We start from the raw sequence: 17,481 nt of genomic DNA on the forward strand, positions 1-17,481 counted from the left end.
CCGGGCCGCAGGTCAGGCCGGAGGCGGCGTTGCGGATGGCCCCGCCGGTGCCCAGCGGCTCCCGCTCGGTCAGGTAGACGAGCTCGATGCCGTACGGGGTGCCGTCCTGGAAGTGGTCCTCGAACACCTCGGCCAGGTACGACGTGGCCAGCACGACGCGGGTGACGCCGGCGGCGGCCGCGCGGGCCAACTGGTGCGCGATGAACGGGACGCCTGCCACCGGCAGCATCGGCTTGGGGGTGTGGGTGGTCAGCGGACGCAGTCGCGTGCCCTTACCACCGACCAGCATGATCGCCTCGGTCATGGTCTGCGCTGTTCCCCTTGTGTCTCTGCGGCCCGGCCCCGGCGGGCCGACACCTCGTGGTCGGTCTGGACCCGGCCGTCCGGCCGGCGCGGGTCGCCACCCGCCCGGGGCTTCCGTCCGGAACGGGTCGACCGGCACGAAGCCGGTCCGGGCCTACTGTATTTGCTTCCGACCGAATGCCCGTCCGGCGCCTGTGCGATTGCCGTCACTCCCCGTACGCCCGCCGTACCGACGCAGGCCGCCCGGGCCAACCGAAAGCCCGGCCCGGCGGGCGCGTTCGCGGCGTCCACCGGGCCGGGCAGTTGTAGCAGAACTGTCGAACAGCGGGCTCTGCGGCGGTCGTTAGGCGTCGACCGTCTCGGGCTGCTCCTCGTTCTCGGCCGGCGGGAGGGCCTTCACCGAGTCGAGCAGCAGCTGGGCCACGTCGACCACCTTCAGGTGCTCCTTGGCCGCGCCCTCGTTCTTCTTGCCGTTGACCGAGTCGGAGAGCATCACCAGGCAGAACGGGCAGGCGGTGGAGACGATGTCCGGGTTGAGCGACAGCGCCTCGTCCACGCGCTCGGTGTTGATCCGCTTGCCGATGCGCTCCTCCATCCACATCCGGGCACCGCCGGCGCCGCAGCAGAAGCCGCGCTCCTTGTGGCGGTGCATCTCCTGCTGGCGCAGGCCGGGGACCTTGTCCATGATCGCGCGCGGCGGCGTGTAGACCTTGTTGTGGCGGCCCAGGTAGCAGGGGTCGTGGTAGGTGATCAGACCCTCGACCGGGTGGACCGGGACGAGCTTGCCCTCGTCGATGAGGTGCTGGAGCAGCTGGGTGTGGTGGATGACCTCGAAGTGGCCGCCCAGCTGCGGGTACTCGTTGGCGATGGTGTTGAAGCAGTGCGGGCAGGTGGCCACGATCCGCTTGACCGGGGCGTCCTCCAGGGCCGCGTTCAGCGTCTCCACGTTCTGCGCGCCGAGCATCTGGAACAGGAACTCGTTGCCCAGGCGGCGGGCGGAGTCACCGGTGCAGGACTCCTCCTTGCCGAGGATCGCGAACTTCACGCCCGCGGTGTGCAGCAGCTCCGCGAAGGCCTTGGTGGTCTTCTTGGCGCGGTCCTCCAGGGCGCCGGCGCAGCCGACCCAGTAGAGGTACTCGACCTCGGCGGGGTCGATGTCCTCGCCGATCACCGGCACCTCGATGCCGGTCTCCTTCTGGAGCTCCTTGACCCAGGCCAGGCGGGCCTTGGTGGCCATGCCCCACGGGTTGCCCTTGTTCTCCAGGTTCTTGAGCATCGTCCCGGCCTCGGTCGGGAACGAGGACTCGATCATCACCTGGTAGCGGCGCATGTCGACGATGTGGTCGATGTGCTCGATGTCCACCGGGCACTGCTCGACGCAGGCGCCGCAGGTGGTGCAGGACCACAGCACGTCCGGGTCGATGACGCCGTTCTCCTCGGCGGTGCCGATCAGCGGGCGCTCGGCCTCGGCCAGGGCGGCCGCCGGGACGTCCTTGAGCTGCTCGGAGGTGGCCTTCTCCTCGCCCTCCATGTCCTTGCCGCCGCCGGCCAGCAGGTACGGCGCCTTGCCGAAGGCGTGCTCGCGCAGGCTCATGATCAGCAGCTTCGGCGAGAGCGGCTTGCCGGTGTTCCAGGCCGGGCACTGCGACTGGCAGCGGCCGCACTCGGTGCAGGTGGAGAAGTCGAGGATGCCCTTCCAGGAGAAGTGCTCGACCTGGGAGACGCCGAAGACGGCGTCCTCGGCCGGGTCCTCGAAGTCGATCGGCTGGCCGTTGCTGGTCATCGGACGGAGGGCGCCGAGCGCGGTGCCGCCGTCCTCCTCGCGCTTGAAGTAGATGTTGAAGAAGCCGAGGAAGCGGTGCCAGGCCACGCCCATCGAGGGGTTGAGGCCGATGGTGGTCGCCCACGCGAACGAGATGCAGATCTTCAGCATCGCGAACAGGTAGATCAGGTTCTCCAGCGTGCCGTGCGACACGCCGCTGAACGCGGAGACCAGCGGGTACGAGACCAGGTGCTCCGGCCCGTAGGAGTCGACGCCGTTGAGGGCGCCCTCCAGGCCGCGCAGCATCAGGATGCAGATGCCGATGCCGAGGATCGTGTACTCGACGTAGAAGGCCTGCCAGGCGATCGAGCCGGCGAACCGGGACTTGCGGCCGGACTTGGACGGCAGGCTCATCAGCCGGATCACGATCAGGACCAGGATGCCCAGCGTGGTCAGGGTGCCGACCAGCTCGACGAAGAGCTGCCAGATCGTCCAGTGGCCGATGATCGGCAGCGCGAAGTCGGCGTCGAAGAGCTGGCCGAAGGCGTTGACGATGGTCAGCACCAGGCTGAAGAAGCCGACCGCGACGAACCAGTGGGCGATGCCGACGATCCCCCAGCGGTTCATCCTGGTGTGGCCCACGAACTCGGTCGCCACGGTCTTCACCCGCTGGGCGGGCTGCCCGAAGCGGGTGGAGTCCGGCGCACCGGTGCGGACCACCTTGTAGATGTACAGCGCCGCACGGGCGGCGAGCGCGGTGCCGATCACGAATGTGACCAGCGAGATGACGATCGCTGCTAGCTGCATCGGCTCTCCGTCTCCTGCGGCTTTGCGGTTGAGCAGGCTCTGCGGTTCTAAGTGTCTGGGGAACTGAGTGTACTGGTCGGTAACTTGCCGGGCCGACGGCCCGGACATTACCGGTGGACAACAGTTCTCCAGAAGATTCCCAAGCTATGGCGGCAGTCACGTGGGCGCCCCCCGCCACGGCGTGGCGCGGGGCGCCCGGGGGTGCGCAAGGCGAACCGCTCAGCAAAGTTGAGCGGCTCACACTCATACCTGTTGACGCCGCCCGTCGGGTCGTGCATCCTTGAGCCCGTAAAGCTCAACTCTTCCGTGGAGGTATCTACGATGGCACGCGCGGTCGGCATCGACCTCGGTACGACGAACTCGGTCGTCAGCGTTCTGGAGGGTGGCGAGCCCACCGTCATCACGAACGCCGAGGGTGCGCGGACCACGCCGTCCGTCGTCGCCTTCGCAAAGAACGGCGAGGTCCTGGTCGGCGAGGTCGCCAAGCGCCAGGCGGTCACCAACGTCGACCGCACCATCCGCTCGGTCAAGCGCCACATGGGCACCGGGTGGAAGATCAACATCGACGGCAAGGACTTCAACCCCCAGCAGATCTCGGCCTTCGTGCTGCAGAAGCTGAAGCGGGACGCCGAGGCGTACCTGGGCGAGACCGTCACCGACGCCGTCATCACCGTCCCGGCGTACTTCAACGACTCCGAGCGCCAGGCCACCAAGGAGGCCGGTGAGATCGCGGGCCTCAACGTCCTGCGCATCGTCAACGAGCCGACCGCGGCCGCCCTCGCGTACGGCCTGGACAAGGACGACCAGACCATCCTGGTCTTCGACCTCGGCGGCGGCACCTTCGACGTCTCCCTGCTGGAGATCGGCGACGGGGTCGTCGAGGTGAAGGCCACCAACGGTGACAACCACCTCGGTGGTGACGACTGGGACCAGCGCGTCGTCGACCACCTGGTCAAGGTCTTCCAGGCCGGCCACGGCGTCGACCTGTCCAAGGACAAGATGGCCGTCCAGCGCCTGCGCGAGGCCGCCGAGAAGGCCAAGATCGAGCTGTCCTCGTCCTCCGAGACCTCGATCAACCTGCCCTACATCACGGCCTCCGCCGAGGGCCCGCTGCACCTGGACGAGAAGCTCACCCGCTCCCAGTTCCAGCAGCTGACCGCGGACCTGCTGGAGCGCTGCAAGGTCCCGTTCCACAACGTCATCAAGGACGCCGGCATCTCGCTCTCCGAGATCGACCACGTCGTCCTGGTCGGCGGCTCCACCCGCATGCCGGCCGTCGCCGAGCTCGTCAAGGAGCTGACCGGCGGCCAGGACGCCAACAAGGGCGTCAACCCGGACGAGGTCGTCGCCATCGGCGCCGCGCTCCAGGCCGGTGTCCTCAAGGGCGAGGTCAAGGACGTCCTGCTGCTCGACGTCACCCCGCTGTCCCTCGGCATCGAGACCAAGGGCGGCATCATGACCAAGCTGATCGAGCGCAACACCACGATCCCGACCAAGCGCTCCGAGATCTTCACCACGGCCGAGGACAACCAGCCGTCCGTGCAGATCCAGGTCTACCAGGGCGAGCGCGAGATCGCGGCGTACAACAAGAAGCTCGGCATGTTCGAGCTGACCGGCCTGCCGCCGGCGCCGCGCGGCCTGCCGCAGATCGAGGTCACCTTCGACATCGACGCCAACGGCATCATGCACGTCGGTGCCAAGGACCTCGGCACCGGCAAGGAGCAGAAGATGACCGTCACCGGCGGCTCCTCGCTGCCGAAGGACGAGGTCGACCGCATGCGCCGCGAGGCCGAGCAGTACGCCGAGGACGACCACAAGCGCCGCGAGGCCGTCGAGACGCGCAACTCCGCCGAGCAGCTCGTCTACTCGACCGAGAAGTTCATCGCCGACAACGCCGACAAGCTGCCGGGCGACGTCAAGACCGAGGTCGAGACCGCCATCGGCGAGCTCAAGGAGGCCCTGAAGGGCGAGGACATCGCGAAGATCCGCGAGGCCTCGGAGAAGGTCTCCACCACCGCGCAGAAGCTCGGCCAGGCCCTGTACGCCAACGCCGACGCCGCCGGTGCCGCCCCCTCCGGTGACTCCGCCCAGGCCAAGGACGACGACGTCGTCGACGCCGAGATCGTGGACGACGAGAAGCCCAAGGGCGGTGCGGCATGACGGACAAGCCGCAGGGCGGCAAGCCCGGCGACGACTCCGCCGCCGAAGAGGCTGTGATCAAGGCTGCCGAGGAGGCCGCCGCGGCCGGCTCCGGGGACTCCGGTTCGGAGGATCTCGCCGCCGCCAAGCGCGAGCTCGCCGAGCGCACCGGTGACCTCCAGCGCCTCCAGGCCGAGTACCAGAACTACCGCAAGCGGGTCGAGCGCGACCGGCTGACCGTCCGCGAGATCGCCGTCTCCAACATCCTGGAGTCGCTGATCCCGGTCCTGGACGACATCGGCCGCGCCCGCGAGCACGGCGAGGTCACGGGCGGCTTCAAGTCCGTCGCCGAGTCGCTGGAGACGGTCGTCGCCAAGCTGGGCCTGCAGCAGTTCGGCAAGGAGGGCGAGCCCTTCGACCCGACCATGCACGAGGCTCTGATGCACAGCTACTCCTCGGACGTCACCGAGGACACCTGCGTGCAGATCCTCCAGCCCGGCTACCGCATCGGCGAGCGGATCATCCGCCCGGCGATGGTGGCCGTCGCCGAGCCCCAGCCCGGCAGCCAGGCGTCCTCGGACGCCGAGGCGAAGTCCGCCGACGCGGACAAGTCCGACGGTGGCTCGGACAGCTGACAACCTGTGACAGCTGACAACCAGTGCGCTGCGGAGTCGTACGCCGGCCAGTACGGCGGCCGGCTCCGCAGCGCGCTGTCAACGGCTCTTCTTGCAGTTGCTGTTGACAGCACAGTGACGATGGACTCGGGAGGTGGCTCAGACCGTGAGCGGTAAGGACTACGTGGAGAAGGACTACTACAAGGTCCTCGGCGTACCCAAGGACGCCACCGCCACCGAGATCAAGAAGACCTACCGCAAGCTCGCGCGCGAGTTCCACCCCGACGCCAACAAGGGTGACTCCAAGGCCGAGGAGCGGTTCAAGGACATCTCCGAGGCGTACGACGTCCTCTCCGACGAGAAGCGCCGCAAGGAGTACGACGAGGCCCGCAGCCTCTTCGCCAACGGCGGCTTCCGGGCCGGCGGCCCGGGCGGCACCGGCAGCTACAGCTTCGACTTCGGCGACCTCTTCAGCGGCAGCCAGGGCGGCGGCGGCGGTAGCGGCGGCATCGGCGACGTCTTCGGCGGCCTCTTCAACCGCGGCGGCACCCGGCAGGCCCAGCCCCGGCGCGGCGCCGACGTCGAGACCGAGGTGACGCTCTCCTTCGAGGAGGCGGTGGACGGCGCGACCGTCCCGCTGCGGATGACCAGCCAGGCCCCGTGCCGCAGCTGCAACGGCACCGGCGCCAAGTCCGGCACCACCCCGCGGGTCTGTCCCACCTGCGTCGGCGCCGGCACCGTCAGCCGCGGCCAGGGCGCCTTCGCGCTCTCCGAGCCGTGCAAGGACTGCCGCGGCCGGGGCATGATCGTCGACGACCCGTGCGCCGACTGCCACGGCAGCGGCCGGGCCAGCTCGGCCCGCACCATGCAGGTCCGGATCCCGGCCGGCGTCCAGGCCGACCAGCGCATCCGGCTCAAGGGCAAGGGTGCCCAGGGCGAGCGCGGCGGGCAGCCCGGCGACCTCTACGTCACCGTGCACGTCGACCCGCACCCGGTCTTCGGCCGCAAGGGCGACAACCTCACCGTCACCGTCCCGGTCGCCTTCCACGAAGCCGCGCTGGGCGCCACCATCGAGGTGCCCACGCTGAACGGCCCGGCCGTGAAGCTCAAGCTGCCCCCGGGCAGCGCCAACGGCCTCACCATGCGCGCCCGCGGCAAGGGCGCCACCCGCAAGGACGGCACCCGCGGCGACCTCCTCGTCACCGTCGAGGTCGTGGTGCCCCAGCACGTCACCGGCGACGCGCTGAGCGCCCTGGAGCAGTACCGCGAGGCCACCGCCTCCGACGATCCGCGCGCCGCCCTCTTCCGGGCGGCGAAGGGAGCGTGACGACCAGATGTCCCCGATGAATCCGATCGACCCCGACACCCCGATCGGCCCCGGCCTCGGCGAGGGCCTGCCCGGTGCCGGCGCCCGCCGCACCCGCCGAACCGCCACGGCCCCGCCGACGTACGTCCTCACCGAGGACACTCCGGTGTACGTCATCTCCGTGGCCGCCGAACTGTCCGGTCTGCACCCGCAGACCCTGCGCCAGTACGACCGGCTCGGCCTGGTCTGCCCCGACCGCACCGCCGGTCGCGGCCGCCGCTACTCCGCGCGCGACATCCAGCAGCTGCGCGAGGTCCAGCGGCTCTCCCAGGACGAGGGCATCAACCTGGCGGGCATCAAGCGGATCATCGAGCTGGAGAACCAGGTCACCGCCCTGCGGTCCCGCGTCGCGGAACTGGTCGACTCCCTGGAGGGCGCGGCCACCGCGCTCCAGCAGCGCGAGGCCGCCGTCCACGCCTCCTACCGCCGCGACCTCGTCCCGTACCAGCCCCCCACCCCGCAGTCCAGCGCCCTCGTGGTCTGGCGCCCCAAGCGCTGACCGAAGCCGAAGGCACCCACCGGCCGCCGGCCCCTCCTCTCGGGGGGTGCCGGCGGCCGGCGCATGGTGAGAGAGTGCGGTCGCGATACCTCTCCGGGGGGCTCACCGGATCTGGCATGCTAAAACTCGTTCAGCGCCGCCGCTGGTGGGACGCAGGTAGCACGGTAACGGCAAGGAGTCGCGAATGAGTGGACGAGAGCATCCCCTTGCCGCCGGCTCGACCGTCCTCTCGGCAGAGGCAAAGGAGCTATATCTCGCAGTCGTCCGGGGAGACGGCGAGCTGCCGTCGGATGCCGAGGGCGATCAGAACGGTGCCGCCCGGGACGAGCTGGTCAGGATCGGTCTTCTGGTACCCGACAGCGATGATCCGACTGTTTTCGTGGCTGCCGATCCCACGCAGCTGTCGACAAGTCTCAGCCATTCATGGCAGCGCCAGGCGCTGGAATTCCTGTCGCGCGCCGTATCGCTCCCCTCCGAGCTGCAGGAGCTCGCCCGGGAATTCCACAGTCCTAAACAGTCCGGGGGATCGATAGAGCATGTCCGCGGGAAGGCCCTAATCCGGCAGCGATTGGAGCAGTTCAGGGATTCCGGTTTCGAGGAGGCGCTGGCCCTTCAACCCGGCGGCCCGCGCCAGCCGGACCTTCTCGCCAAGATGATCGCCTACGATCTGAACACGCTCCGCAGCGGCACGAGGATGCGGACGATCTACCACGCCAGCACCCGCTACCACCAGCCGACCAGGGACTACGTGGCCACGCTGGCCCGGGCCGGCGGCCAGTACCGGACGCTCGACGAGCCCTACACGCGACTCATCGTGATGGACAGACGCGTGGCCGTGATCCCCATCGACGACGACATGAGCCTCGCGGCCTTCATCTACGACCCCGCCGTCGTCGACTATCTCGCCAACGAGGTGTTCGAGCGGTACTGGAGCCGGGCCCTGGAATTCGAGGGCGACCGCACGGTGCCGCGACAAGTGGTCTCCCGCCTGCGCCAGACGATCATCGACCAGATGCTGGAAGGCACCAATCACCGGGTCATCGCGCGACGCCTGGGAATCAGCGAACGGACGCTGGCGAGACATATAGCCGAAATGCGAGACGACTACAAGGTCGACTCGCTGTTCCAACTCGGATACGTACTCGGCCGAGAGCCGCAGGGGACCGCCGATTGACCCACCCGCCCGTGCCGGGCAGGTTGGTCGGGCCACCGTCAAGCAGCCATTTCCCCTAACGGCTCCTCAACCGAGCCCCGCTCACTGCCAGGAGATGTCGTCGAGAACGCTCGCGGTGGCGTTGACGTTAATCGCGTCGTGCGAGTCGGCGACATTCGCGAGCGAGCCGACACCGAGCACCGCAGCGGCGACGGCCAGCGAAAGCACTATCTTGCGAACAAATCGGCGCATGTCGGTCACGCCCTCACTCTCTTTGAGAACCGCCATTGGAAGCATCGAGCAGGATGCAGGATAACGGCTCACATAGCGGCGCGCGAGGGGGAGGCAGCCCGCCGTTCCCGCCGACGGAGCGTGCGTCATCTCCCTGCCAGTCATCCAGATGACACAGGCCAACCCTGGACGCGGCGCGGCCCCGCGATGGACGATCAGTTCGCTCGCAATGGTCCGGCAGGGCACCACACCTTGCCAATGTACCGTCAAAAACTAAACCGTTCATCAACGGCATCAGTCCTTCAGAGCAGCCCACATCCAACGCATCGCCGACACACACTCCCCCGGTCGGCCTTTCCCCGGAGTCGACATGACCGAGCCCTACCTGCGTCACCACGACAGCCAGGCCCCTGAGGGTCGGCGTGCACGTGTGTTCCTGGCCGCCCCGCTGATGCGACTGACCGGGCCGGCCGACAGTGTGGTGACGCTCGCCAGCCGGACGCGGCTGACCACGCTCCGCACCACCCTCCTCCGCAGCGGTGCCGCCGTGTACAGCGCGCACCACAGCGACGCCTGGACCATCTCCGGCCGCGCGCCGGAGCCCCGCGTCCCCTCCGACTTCCGCGCCCTCCAGTCCGCCGACCTCGTGTTCGCCTACGTCGGGGCCCCCCTCTCGGCCGGCGTGAGCCTGGAGCTCGGCTGGGCGTCGGCGCTGCGCAAGCCGATCGTCCTGCTGGTCGACGAGGCCATCACCCACAACCCGCTGATCGCCACCATCGAGCAGGTCGCCCCCGTCCTGCCGCTGGTCTTCGACGACACCTGGTCGCAGGAGGCCCTCAACCACACGGTCGAGACCGCGCTGGACTGGGCCGGCATGGCGCTCTCCCTGCGCGAGGGCTTCTGGACCGCCCCCGGCGAGCAGTTCAACGTCCCCCGGCAGCAGACCGCCCTCCCCGGCTACTGGCCGACCGGCGCCGCCACCGGCTGAGCGGCGGCCGGCCACCGGACTCCCCCGGGTCCGGAATCCGTCCGGAATCCCCGTATCCGCCGGACCGGTCGGAACAGCGCCTCCGTGTCGTAGAAGCTCACGCAGCCGGGCGGTGTGACCGGCGACGGTACGTTCGCCCGGCCCCATCCGGCCGGCGGACCGCCCGCTGCGTGAGCCCCCGGCCGACCTCCACCACGTGGGCGGCGGGACGCAGTTCGGCGGGTCGGGGGCGGCCGGGCCGGACGGTCAGCGGTTCGCCGGCCAACTCCCGCGCCAGGGCCTCCGGTTCATGACGCATGTCCGCCTTCACGGTGAGGCAGCCGCCCCCCCGGTCGCCTCCGGCCGCCCCCGGCCGCACCGTCGCGCCGCTTCGGGACGGGTCATGGGCGCGGTGTGATTCCGCTCATCGGCCCGGGCACCCGCGCGGCCTCCGCGAGCGGGCGGTACCGAACCGTCCGCCGACTGCGGGACCGGCGGCCCGGGTTCCGCCGACCGCCGGAGCACCGGCCCGTCCTTCCCGGCGACCTCGGCCACCCCGGCGGCGCTGTCAGTCGTGCTGCTCGCCGCGGAGCTGCCAGCCGAGGTGGAACAGGGTGTGGGCTCCGTAGCGGTCGCGCAGCCGGGAGATGTGGGCGGCGACGGTGCGTTCGCTGATGCCCAGGCGGGTGGCGACGGCCCGTTGGGTGAGGCCCCGGGCGAGCAGCCGGCCGATCCGGACGGTGGCGGGGGACAGCGGGTCGAGGTGCCGGGCGGCGGGAGTGGCGCGGGCCCAGTCGCGTTCGAACTGGCCGGCGAGGTAGGCGACGGTGGTGGGGTCGGTGAGGAAGACGGCCCGGCTGAGGTCCTCGGCGGCGGGGATGACGGCCACCGCGCGGTCGAAGACCAGCACCCGCCCGTACGGCTCGGCGAGGACCCTCACCTGGGCGCCCTGCCCGGTGCGCAGGGCGACCTGGCTCCGCACGCCCGGGTCGGCGAGGGTGACCGGCTGGTAGACGGTGCGCAGCGAGCAGCCGCGGCGGAGCAGCGAGAGGTCCTGGGCGAGGGCCATCCGGAGTCCTTCGAGCGGCCGCGGCCCGGGCTGGGCGGCCAGGACCTCCTGCCGGCACTCCGAGACGAGCTCGCCGACCCGCCGGCGGACCTCGGCGGCGTCGTCGACGGTGCCGGCCCCGGGATCGGCCGCCTTCGGATCGGCCGCCCTCGGATCGGCCGCCCTCGGATCGACCACCCCGGGGTCGCCGCCGTACGGCGCGACGGCCGGCGGACCGCCGACCGGGTGGCGGGCCTCCTCGTAGGCGCGGGCCAGCGGTCCGAGGGTGCCCGGGAGCCGCTCGGCGTACTGCAGCAGGCGCAGGGCCCGGGTGCGCAGTTCGAGGCCGATCCGGTCGCCGAGCGCGCGCGGACCGGCGGCGGTCCAGCCGGTGGAGGTGGGGGCGAGCAGGCCGCGGGCGACGAGGGCGGCCAGGGCGGGACGGTCGGCTGGGGCGAGGTCCTCGGGGAGCAGCCGGCCGCCGCCCCGCACGGCGGCGAGGTAGAGGGCCCGCTCGGCCGGGCCCGGCTCATCGGTCATCGCGGGCCCCTCGCATCAGCCAGCCGAGCTGGAAGAGGGTCTGCGCGCCGTAGCGGTCGCGCAGCCGGGAGATGTGGGCGGCGACGGTGCGTTCGCTGATGCCCAGGCGGGTGGCGACGGCGCGCTGGGTGAGGCCCCGGGCGAGCAGCCGGCCGACCCGGTCGGGAACGGTGCGGGCGGGTGCCCGGCCGGGGGCGGCGGCCTCGGCGGTGTCGGCGCGCGCCCAGTCGCGTTCGAAGGTGCCGACCAGGTAGGTGATGGTGGCCGGGTCGGTGATGAACGCGGCGGTGCTGTTGTCGTCGCTGGCGGAGATCACGGCGACGGAGCGGTCGAAGACGATCAGCCGTTGGAAGGGCTCGTCGAGCACCCGGATGAGCGAGCCGTGCCGGATGACCTCCTCGGCGTAGGCGAGGGCGGGCGGGTCGGCGAGGGCGACCGGCTGGTAGATGGTGCGCAGCGAGCAGCCGCGCTGGAGCAGTTGGACGTCCTGGAGGAGGGCGACCTGGAGGGTGTCGGCGGGCCGGTGGCCGGGCTGTGCGGTGAGGACCTCGGAGCGGCAGTCGGAGACCAGTTGGGAGATCCGCTGGCGGATGTGGACGTGCCCCTCGACGTGGACGGCGCCGCCGGCCCGGTCGGTCGGGCGGGGCATCGCGTCGTAGGCCCGGGTGAGGCCGTCCAGGGCGCCGGGGAGGTTCTCCGCGCGGACCAGCAGCCGCGTGGCCTCGCTGCGCAGTTCGGCACCGAGGCGGTCGCTGACCGAGCGCGGGCTGACCGCGGTGTAGCAGCGGTCCATCCGGTTGACCATCAACAGGCCGATGTCGATGAGTTGTCGCAGCGCTCCCCGGTCCACGTCCGAGGCCTCGCCGACGGGGAGGCGGCCGCCCTCGGCGATGATGGCCAGGTAGAGCTGTCGGGCGGCCTCGTCGGGCTCCTCGCCCACGGGCCCCTGGTGCGGTGTGACCGCCGGTTCCGCCGTCACGTCGCACTCTCCCTGCCGGACGCCTCTCCCCTGATCTGCGCGTGCTCCCCGCCTTCCGGGCCGCGGCACGAGCCGCGCCGGGCACCGCACGGGCTGCGGCACCGGTGGGCCCGGCGGGCTCACGGTACCGGTGGACCGGTACGGCGTGATCATGGATCAGGCGGTCACGGTACCGGGTGGGACGGCGGACCCCCGGGCCCGGGTGCCGTCGCACGCCGGGTCGCCCGGGGGCCGCCATCGGTACGCCAGCCAAGGCGCTCCCGTCGAGGCGGAGCAGCAACGCCTCGACGGGTCCGGTCCGGGGGCCATCACCACACATGGACCCCGGTCCGGCGCTCTTCCCCCCCGTTCCACCGGCGCGGGATGTCGCACCTGCGGTCAGCATCGAAGAGCGAGTCGCCACCATCAGGCTGCGGTTGCCTGGACGACTTGGCGTGTCTCCACCCTCACAGCGTGACGGCCGGTGAACAAGTGCCGCCCGAGTGCAGGTTCGCGCAATTGCAGCTACCTGCACCGCGGCGCGGATGCGACGGTTCGGGCGGTGGGGCGGATTCCGGTGAGAACCGAGGCGGGCGCGGGGTGTCGGCACCACCGGGCACCACCCGGCACCGCCGTCGCCCGGCCGTGCGCGTTCCTGCACCGACGGCGTGCTCCTGAGCTGCGCGTCGGCCCGGGCCGGCGGGCCCGGCGGGTGCCCGGGACCGGCGCCGGCTCAGCGGGCCGGCAGCCGCCTCAGCGGGCCAGCAGCCGGCCCCGCGCCAGTCCGGCGGCGGTGCCGCCCGCGGCGAGCACCCAGGCGACGGCCAGCAGCAGGTACAGGCCGACGGCCAGGCCGCTGAAGCCCCCGAAGCCGGTGTGCCGGGCGAGCGCGGAGGCCCCGGTGACGCAGGTGCCGACCGGGAAGGTGTACGCCCACCAGGTCATCGCGAACGGCATCCCGGCCCGCCGGGCGCGCAGGTTGGCGCTGAGCGCGACGGCCAGCCAGAGCATGGCGACGCCGATCACCGCCACGCCGTACAGCTCGGCGAGGTCGACCATGGCGGGCGCCAGCTCGGGCAGCACCGGCCGGGCGGCGTCGGCGAGTTGGTGGACCGCGGTGACGGACTGGCCGAGCGGGCCGAGCACCAGGAACAGCGAGGGGGTGAGCGCCAGGGCCGGCAGCTTGCTGTGGAACAGCCCGGTGAACACCACCGGCAGCAGCACCAGGGTGGCCAGCAGGCCGACCCCGAACAGCGCCCAGCAGCCGTACAGCATGGCCTGCTGGGCCGTCCCGGCCGGCAGGTGCGGGACGAGCGCCGGGCCGCAGGCGGAGGCGACCAGCGGGGCGACCACGGGCAGCAGCCAGGTCGGGTTGGCCTCCAGGGCGGAGATCCGGTGCCGGGTGATCATCAGGTACGGGATGCCGCCGGCCACCGCCAGTGCGTACAGGGTGCCGAGGCTCCACAGCACCGCGTCCAGGGCGACCGCCGGGCCGGTGCCGATGACCCGGGAGCCGAGCAGCAGGGTGCCCAGCCCGACCGCCAGCAGCGCCATCGGCGGGCAGCCGTAGAAGACCGCGGTGGCCGGGTTGTCCAGCAGTTGGGCGCGGGCCGCCTCACGGTGCCGGGTCAGGTGGACCAGCCGGGCCCCGGCCAGCACCAGCAGGGCGGCCAGCGCCAGCGCCCACATCACCTCGCCGAAGCCGGTCAGCCCGGGCGGCCGCGCCGGCAGCACGGCGGCGCCGTTCGCCAGGATCGCGGTGCCCATCACGGCGGCGTACCAGTTGGGGCCGAGCTGGGCGAGGTCGGGCCGGGGGCGGACGGCGGGGCGGGCGAGGGGGCGGATACCGGCCAGAGTGGACATGCCCCCACCGTCGCCCGGAAGGCCGGAGGCCGGTAGCGCCGGGGCTCCTATGGGGGCATAGCCTGAACCTATGGCCCTCTCCCCGCACGTCCCCGAACTCGGCGCCCTGGAACTGCTGCTCGCGGTGGCCCGGCTGGGCAGCGTCGGACGGGCGGCGGCCGAGCTGGGCGTCAGCCAGCCGACCGCCAGCGCCCGGATCAAGGGCATGGAACGGCAGGTCGGCGTCCCGCTGCTGGACCGCTCGCCCCGGGGCAGCCGGCCGACCGAGGCGGGCCGGCTGGTGGTCGAGTGGGCCCGGCAGGTGGTGGAGGCGGCCCAGGCGCTGGACGCCGGGATCGACGCGCTTCGCGAGCGGCGGGACGCCAAGCTGCGGGTGGTGGCCAGCCTGACCGTCGCCGAGTACCTGATGCCCGGCTGGCTGCTGGGCCTGGCCGAAACCAGCCCGGGGACGGCGGTGACGCTGCGGACGGCGAACTCGGCGGAGGTCGCCGGGCACGTCCTGGCCGGGGACGCCGACCTCGGCTTCGTCGAGGGCCCGTCCACCCCGCCCGGGCTGGCCGGCGCGGTGGTGGCGGCCGACCGGCTGGTGGTCGTGGTGGCGCCCGGGCATCCGTGGGCGCGCCGCCGCGCCCCGCTGACCGGGGCCGAACTGGCGGCCACCCCGCTGGCGCTGCGCGAACCCGGCTCGGGCACCCGGGAGGTGCTGGAGACGGCCCTGCGGCCGTACGGCGGCGTGGCGCGGCCCCGGATGGAGCTGGCCTCGTCCACCGCGCTGAAGGCGGCGGCGATGACCGGTGCCGGGCCGGTCTGCCTGAGCGAGCTGGCGGTGGTGGAGGAGCTGGCCACCCGGCGGCTGGTCGAGGTGCCGCTGGTGGAGGAGCTGGACCTGCGGCGGCCGCTGCGCGCGGTCTGGCCGGCCGGACAGCGGCCGAGCGGGCCGGCCCGGGAGCTACTGGGGCTGACCCGGCAGTCCGGCAAACGTTCACCGAGAAGTCGGGGCGAAGCCGACCCGAACAAAGGTTGAGCGGAATAGACTCAACTTAGTGCATGCTGTACGTAGCAGCGCGGCGCGGGAAACCGGTGCGTGCGCGGCAGCACGGTCGCACGGCAGCACGGTCGCGCAGCAGTGCGCAGCAGCAGTGAAGGACGAGAGGGAGGCCCCCCAGCAGTGGACGCCAGCAAGTTCACCACCAAGACGCAGGACGCCCTGTCCGCCGCGATCCGGCAGGCGGGCACGGCCGGCAACCCGGACGTCAGGCCGGTGCACATCCTGATCGCCCTGCTGGAGCAGCCCGAGGGCATCGCCCGGCCGCTGCTGGAGGCGGTCGGGGCGGACGTCGCCCGGGTCGGCGCCGAGGCCCGCCGCCAGGCGGCCGCGCTGCCCAGCGCGATGGGCTCGACGGTCGCCGCGCCCCAGCTCGCCCGGGACACCATCGCGGTGCTCACCGAGGCCGGCAAGCGCGCGAACGACCTGGACGACCAGTACGTCTCCACCGAGCACCTGATGGTCGGCCTGGCCGCCGAGGGCGGCCAGGTGGCCGAGCTGCTGGTGCACCAGGGCGCCACGCCGAAGGCGCTGCTCGCCGCGTTCAAGGACGTCCGGGGCAGCGGCCGGGTCACCTCACCCGACCCGGAGGGCACCTACAAGGCGCTGGAGAAGTACGGCACCGACCTCACCCAGGCCGCCCGGGACGGCAAGCTCGACCCGGTGATCGGCCGGGACCACGAGATCCGCCGGGTGGTCCAGGTGCTCTCCCGCCGGACCAAGAACAACCCGGTGCTGATCGGCGAGCCCGGCGTCGGCAAGACCGCCGTGGTCGAGGGCCTGGCCCAGCGCATCGTGGCCGGTGACGTGCCGGAGTCGCTGCGCGGCAAGCGGCTGGTCGCACTGGACCTCGGCGCGATGGTCGCGGGCGCCAAGTTCCGCGGCGAGTTCGAGGAGCGGCTGAAGGCCGTCCTGAACGACATCAAGGCCTCCGACGGCCAGGTCGTCACCTTCATCGACGAGTTGCACACCATGGTCGGCGCGGGCGCCGGCGGCGACTCCGCGATGGACGCGGGCAACATGCTCAAGCCGATGCTGGCCCGCGGCGAGCTGCGGATGGTCGGCGCCACCACGCTGGACGAGTACCGCGAGCGGATCGAGAAGGACCCGGCCCTGGAGCGCCGCTTCCAGCAGGTGCTGGTCGGCGAGCCCAGCGTGGAGGACTCGATCGCCATCCTGCGCGGCCTCAAGGGCCGGTACGAGGCGCACCACAAGGTGCAGATCTCGGACGCCGCCCTGGTCGCCGCGGCCACCCTGTCCAACCGCTACATCACCTCCCGCTTCCTGCCCGACAAGGCGATCGACCTGGTCGACGAGGCGGCCTCCCGACTGCGGATGGAGATCGACTCCTCCCCGGTCGAGATCGACGAACTCCAGCGCTCCGTGGACCGGTTGCGGATGGAGGAGCTGGCCCTGGAGAAGGAGTCCGACCCGGCCTCGGTGGACCGGCTGGCCCGGCTGCGGCGCGACCTCGCCGACAAGAACGAGCAGTTGAGCGTGCTGACGGCGCGCTGGGAGCAGGAGAAGAAGAGCCTCAACCGGGTCGGCGAGCTCAAGGAGCGGCTGGACGACCTGCACGGCGCGCTCGAACGCGCCCAGCGCGACGGGGACTTCGAGCGGGCGTCCAAGCTGATGTACGCCGAGATCCCGGCCGCCGAGAAGGAGCTCACCGACGCCCAGGAGCGCGCCGCGACCGCGGACACCGAGCCCGGGTCCGGCTCCGCCCCGATGGTCAAGGAGGAGGTCGGCCCGGACGACGTGGCCGACGTGGTCGCCTCCTGGACGGGCATCCCGGCCGGCCGGCTGCTGGAGGGCGAGAGCGCCAAACTCCTGCGCATGGAGGAGGAGTTGGGCCAACGCCTGATCGGCCAGAAGGAGGCCGTGCAGGCCGTCTCGGACGCGGTGCGGCGCACCCGCTCCGGCATCGCCGACCCGGACCGCCCGACCGGCTCCTTCCTGTTCCTCGGCCCGACCGGTGTCGGCAAGACCGAACTCGCCAAGGCCCTGGCCGACTTCCTGTTCGACGACGAACGGGCGATGGTCCGGATCGACATGAGCGAGTACGGCGAGAAGCACTCGGTCTCCCGCCTGGTCGGCGCTCCGCCCGGGTACGTCGGCTACGAGGAGGGCGGCCAGCTCACCGAGGCCGTCCGCCGCCGCCCGTACAGCGTGGTGCTGCTGGACGA

General features: G+C 71.8%; 14 protein-coding genes. 8 read left to right on the top strand and 6 right to left on the bottom strand.

Translation table 11 applies throughout. The features are described from left to right. Positions 1-304: sugar phosphate nucleotidyltransferase (locus ABZ449_RS39500; protein WP_360356253.1), on the bottom strand; the 304-nt coding region annotated here is incomplete at its 3' end. 342 nt (positions 305-646) lie between these two features. Continuing rightward, positions 647-2,872 (bottom strand): (Fe-S)-binding protein, encoded by a 2,226-nt coding sequence (locus tag ABZ449_RS39505; RefSeq protein ID WP_360356255.1) that lies wholly within the window; start codon positions 2,870-2,872, stop codon positions 647-649. 321 nt (positions 2,873-3,193) lie between these two features. Between ABZ449_RS39505 and dnaK the strand changes: the two genes are divergently transcribed. The 5 genes from dnaK (at position 3,194) to ABZ449_RS39530 (ending at position 8,664) form a co-directional block, all read left to right on the top strand. Continuing rightward, complete coding sequence (dnaK, locus tag ABZ449_RS39510; RefSeq protein WP_360356257.1) at positions 3,194-5,032, top strand: molecular chaperone DnaK; 1,839 nt, start codon at positions 3,194-3,196, stop codon at positions 5,030-5,032. After that, entirely contained in the window at positions 5,029-5,646 is a 618-nt protein-coding gene (gene grpE / locus ABZ449_RS39515; protein ID WP_360356259.1) for a nucleotide exchange factor GrpE, read from the top strand. The genes dnaK and grpE overlap by 4 nt, the downstream gene beginning before the upstream one ends. Before the next feature lie 145 nt (positions 5,647-5,791). Beyond that, positions 5,792-6,952: a molecular chaperone DnaJ gene (dnaJ, locus tag ABZ449_RS39520; protein ID WP_360356262.1), complete on the top strand. Its 1,161-nt coding sequence runs from the start codon at positions 5,792-5,794 to the stop codon at positions 6,950-6,952. A 7-nt stretch (positions 6,953-6,959) separates the two neighbouring features. Then, positions 6,960-7,490, top strand: a complete 531-nt coding sequence (locus ABZ449_RS39525; protein WP_360356265.1) for a helix-turn-helix domain-containing protein — start codon at positions 6,960-6,962, stop codon at positions 7,488-7,490. 184 nt (positions 7,491-7,674) lie between these two features. Next, a complete protein-coding gene (locus ABZ449_RS39530; protein ID WP_360356268.1) occupies positions 7,675-8,664 on the top strand; it encodes a helix-turn-helix domain-containing protein in 990 nt (329 codons plus the stop codon). 81 nt (positions 8,665-8,745) lie between these two features. Here ABZ449_RS39530 and ABZ449_RS39535 read toward each other — a convergent pair whose 3' ends face one another. Then, entirely contained in the window at positions 8,746-8,904 is a 159-nt protein-coding gene (locus tag ABZ449_RS39535) for a hypothetical protein (protein ID WP_360356270.1), read from the bottom strand. 340 nt (positions 8,905-9,244) lie between these two features. Here ABZ449_RS39535 and ABZ449_RS39540 point away from each other — a divergent pair, with 340 nt between their 5' ends. Continuing rightward, positions 9,245-9,862 carry a hypothetical protein gene (locus ABZ449_RS39540; protein ID WP_360356273.1) on the top strand — a complete coding sequence of 206 codons (618 nt, stop codon included), beginning with the start codon at positions 9,245-9,247 and terminating at the stop codon, positions 9,860-9,862. A 547-nt stretch (positions 9,863-10,409) separates the two neighbouring features. On the opposite strand, the gene ABZ449_RS39545 is transcribed toward ABZ449_RS39540, so the two are convergent. The 3 genes from ABZ449_RS39545 to ABZ449_RS39555 form a co-directional block, all read right to left on the bottom strand. Then, the gene (locus tag ABZ449_RS39545) at positions 10,410-11,429 is read right to left on the bottom strand and encodes a LuxR C-terminal-related transcriptional regulator (protein WP_360356276.1); all 1,020 of its coding nucleotides are present in this window, start codon (positions 11,427-11,429) and stop codon (positions 10,410-10,412) included. Continuing rightward, positions 11,419-12,408: a helix-turn-helix transcriptional regulator gene (locus tag ABZ449_RS39550; RefSeq protein WP_360356279.1), complete on the bottom strand. Its 990-nt coding sequence runs from the start codon at positions 12,406-12,408 to the stop codon at positions 11,419-11,421. Before ABZ449_RS39550 ends, ABZ449_RS39545 begins: the two co-directional genes overlap by 11 nt. 732 nt (positions 12,409-13,140) lie before the next feature. Further along, positions 13,141-14,250, bottom strand: coding sequence for a TDT family transporter (locus tag ABZ449_RS39555; protein ID WP_360356282.1), 1,110 nt, complete (start codon positions 14,248-14,250; stop codon positions 13,141-13,143). A 70-nt stretch (positions 14,251-14,320) separates the two neighbouring features. Between ABZ449_RS39555 and ABZ449_RS39560 the strand changes: the two genes are divergently transcribed. Further along, entirely contained in the window at positions 14,321-15,274 is a 954-nt protein-coding gene (locus ABZ449_RS39560) for a LysR family transcriptional regulator (RefSeq protein WP_360356285.1), read from the top strand. Positions 15,275-15,418: 144 nt separating this feature from the next. Then, on the top strand, positions 15,419-17,481 hold a 2,063-nt coding region (locus ABZ449_RS39565), incomplete at its 3' end, for an AAA family ATPase (RefSeq protein ID WP_360356288.1).

This window comes from Kitasatospora sp. NPDC005856, from assembly GCF_040629945.1.
GTDB lineage: Bacteria > Actinomycetota > Actinomycetes > Streptomycetales > Streptomycetaceae > Kitasatospora.

What these genes read in the sequence shown, in the direction of transcription:
- ABZ449_RS39530 (WP_360356268.1), top strand. Translation starts at nt 7,675, where the DNA reads ATGAGTGGACGAGAGCATCCCCTTGCCGCCGGCTCGACCGTCCTCTCG.
- dnaK (WP_360356257.1), top strand. Translation starts at nt 3,194, where the DNA reads ATGGCACGCGCGGTCGGCATCGACCTCGGTACGACGAACTCGGTCGTC.
- ABZ449_RS39555 (WP_360356282.1), bottom strand. Translation starts at nt 14,250, where the DNA reads ATGTCCACTCTGGCCGGTATCCGCCCCCTCGCCCGCCCCGCCGTCCGC.
- ABZ449_RS39505 (WP_360356255.1), bottom strand. Translation starts at nt 2,872, where the DNA reads ATGCAGCTAGCAGCGATCGTCATCTCGCTGGTCACATTCGTGATCGGC.
- ABZ449_RS39560 (WP_360356285.1), top strand. Translation starts at nt 14,321, where the DNA reads ATGGCCCTCTCCCCGCACGTCCCCGAACTCGGCGCCCTGGAACTGCTG.
- ABZ449_RS39540 (WP_360356273.1), top strand. Translation starts at nt 9,245, where the DNA reads ATGACCGAGCCCTACCTGCGTCACCACGACAGCCAGGCCCCTGAGGGT.
- ABZ449_RS39545 (WP_360356276.1), bottom strand. Translation starts at nt 11,429, where the DNA reads ATGACCGATGAGCCGGGCCCGGCCGAGCGGGCCCTCTACCTCGCCGCC.
- ABZ449_RS39525 (WP_360356265.1), top strand. Translation starts at nt 6,960, where the DNA reads ATGTCCCCGATGAATCCGATCGACCCCGACACCCCGATCGGCCCCGGC.
- grpE (WP_360356259.1), top strand. Translation starts at nt 5,029, where the DNA reads ATGACGGACAAGCCGCAGGGCGGCAAGCCCGGCGACGACTCCGCCGCC.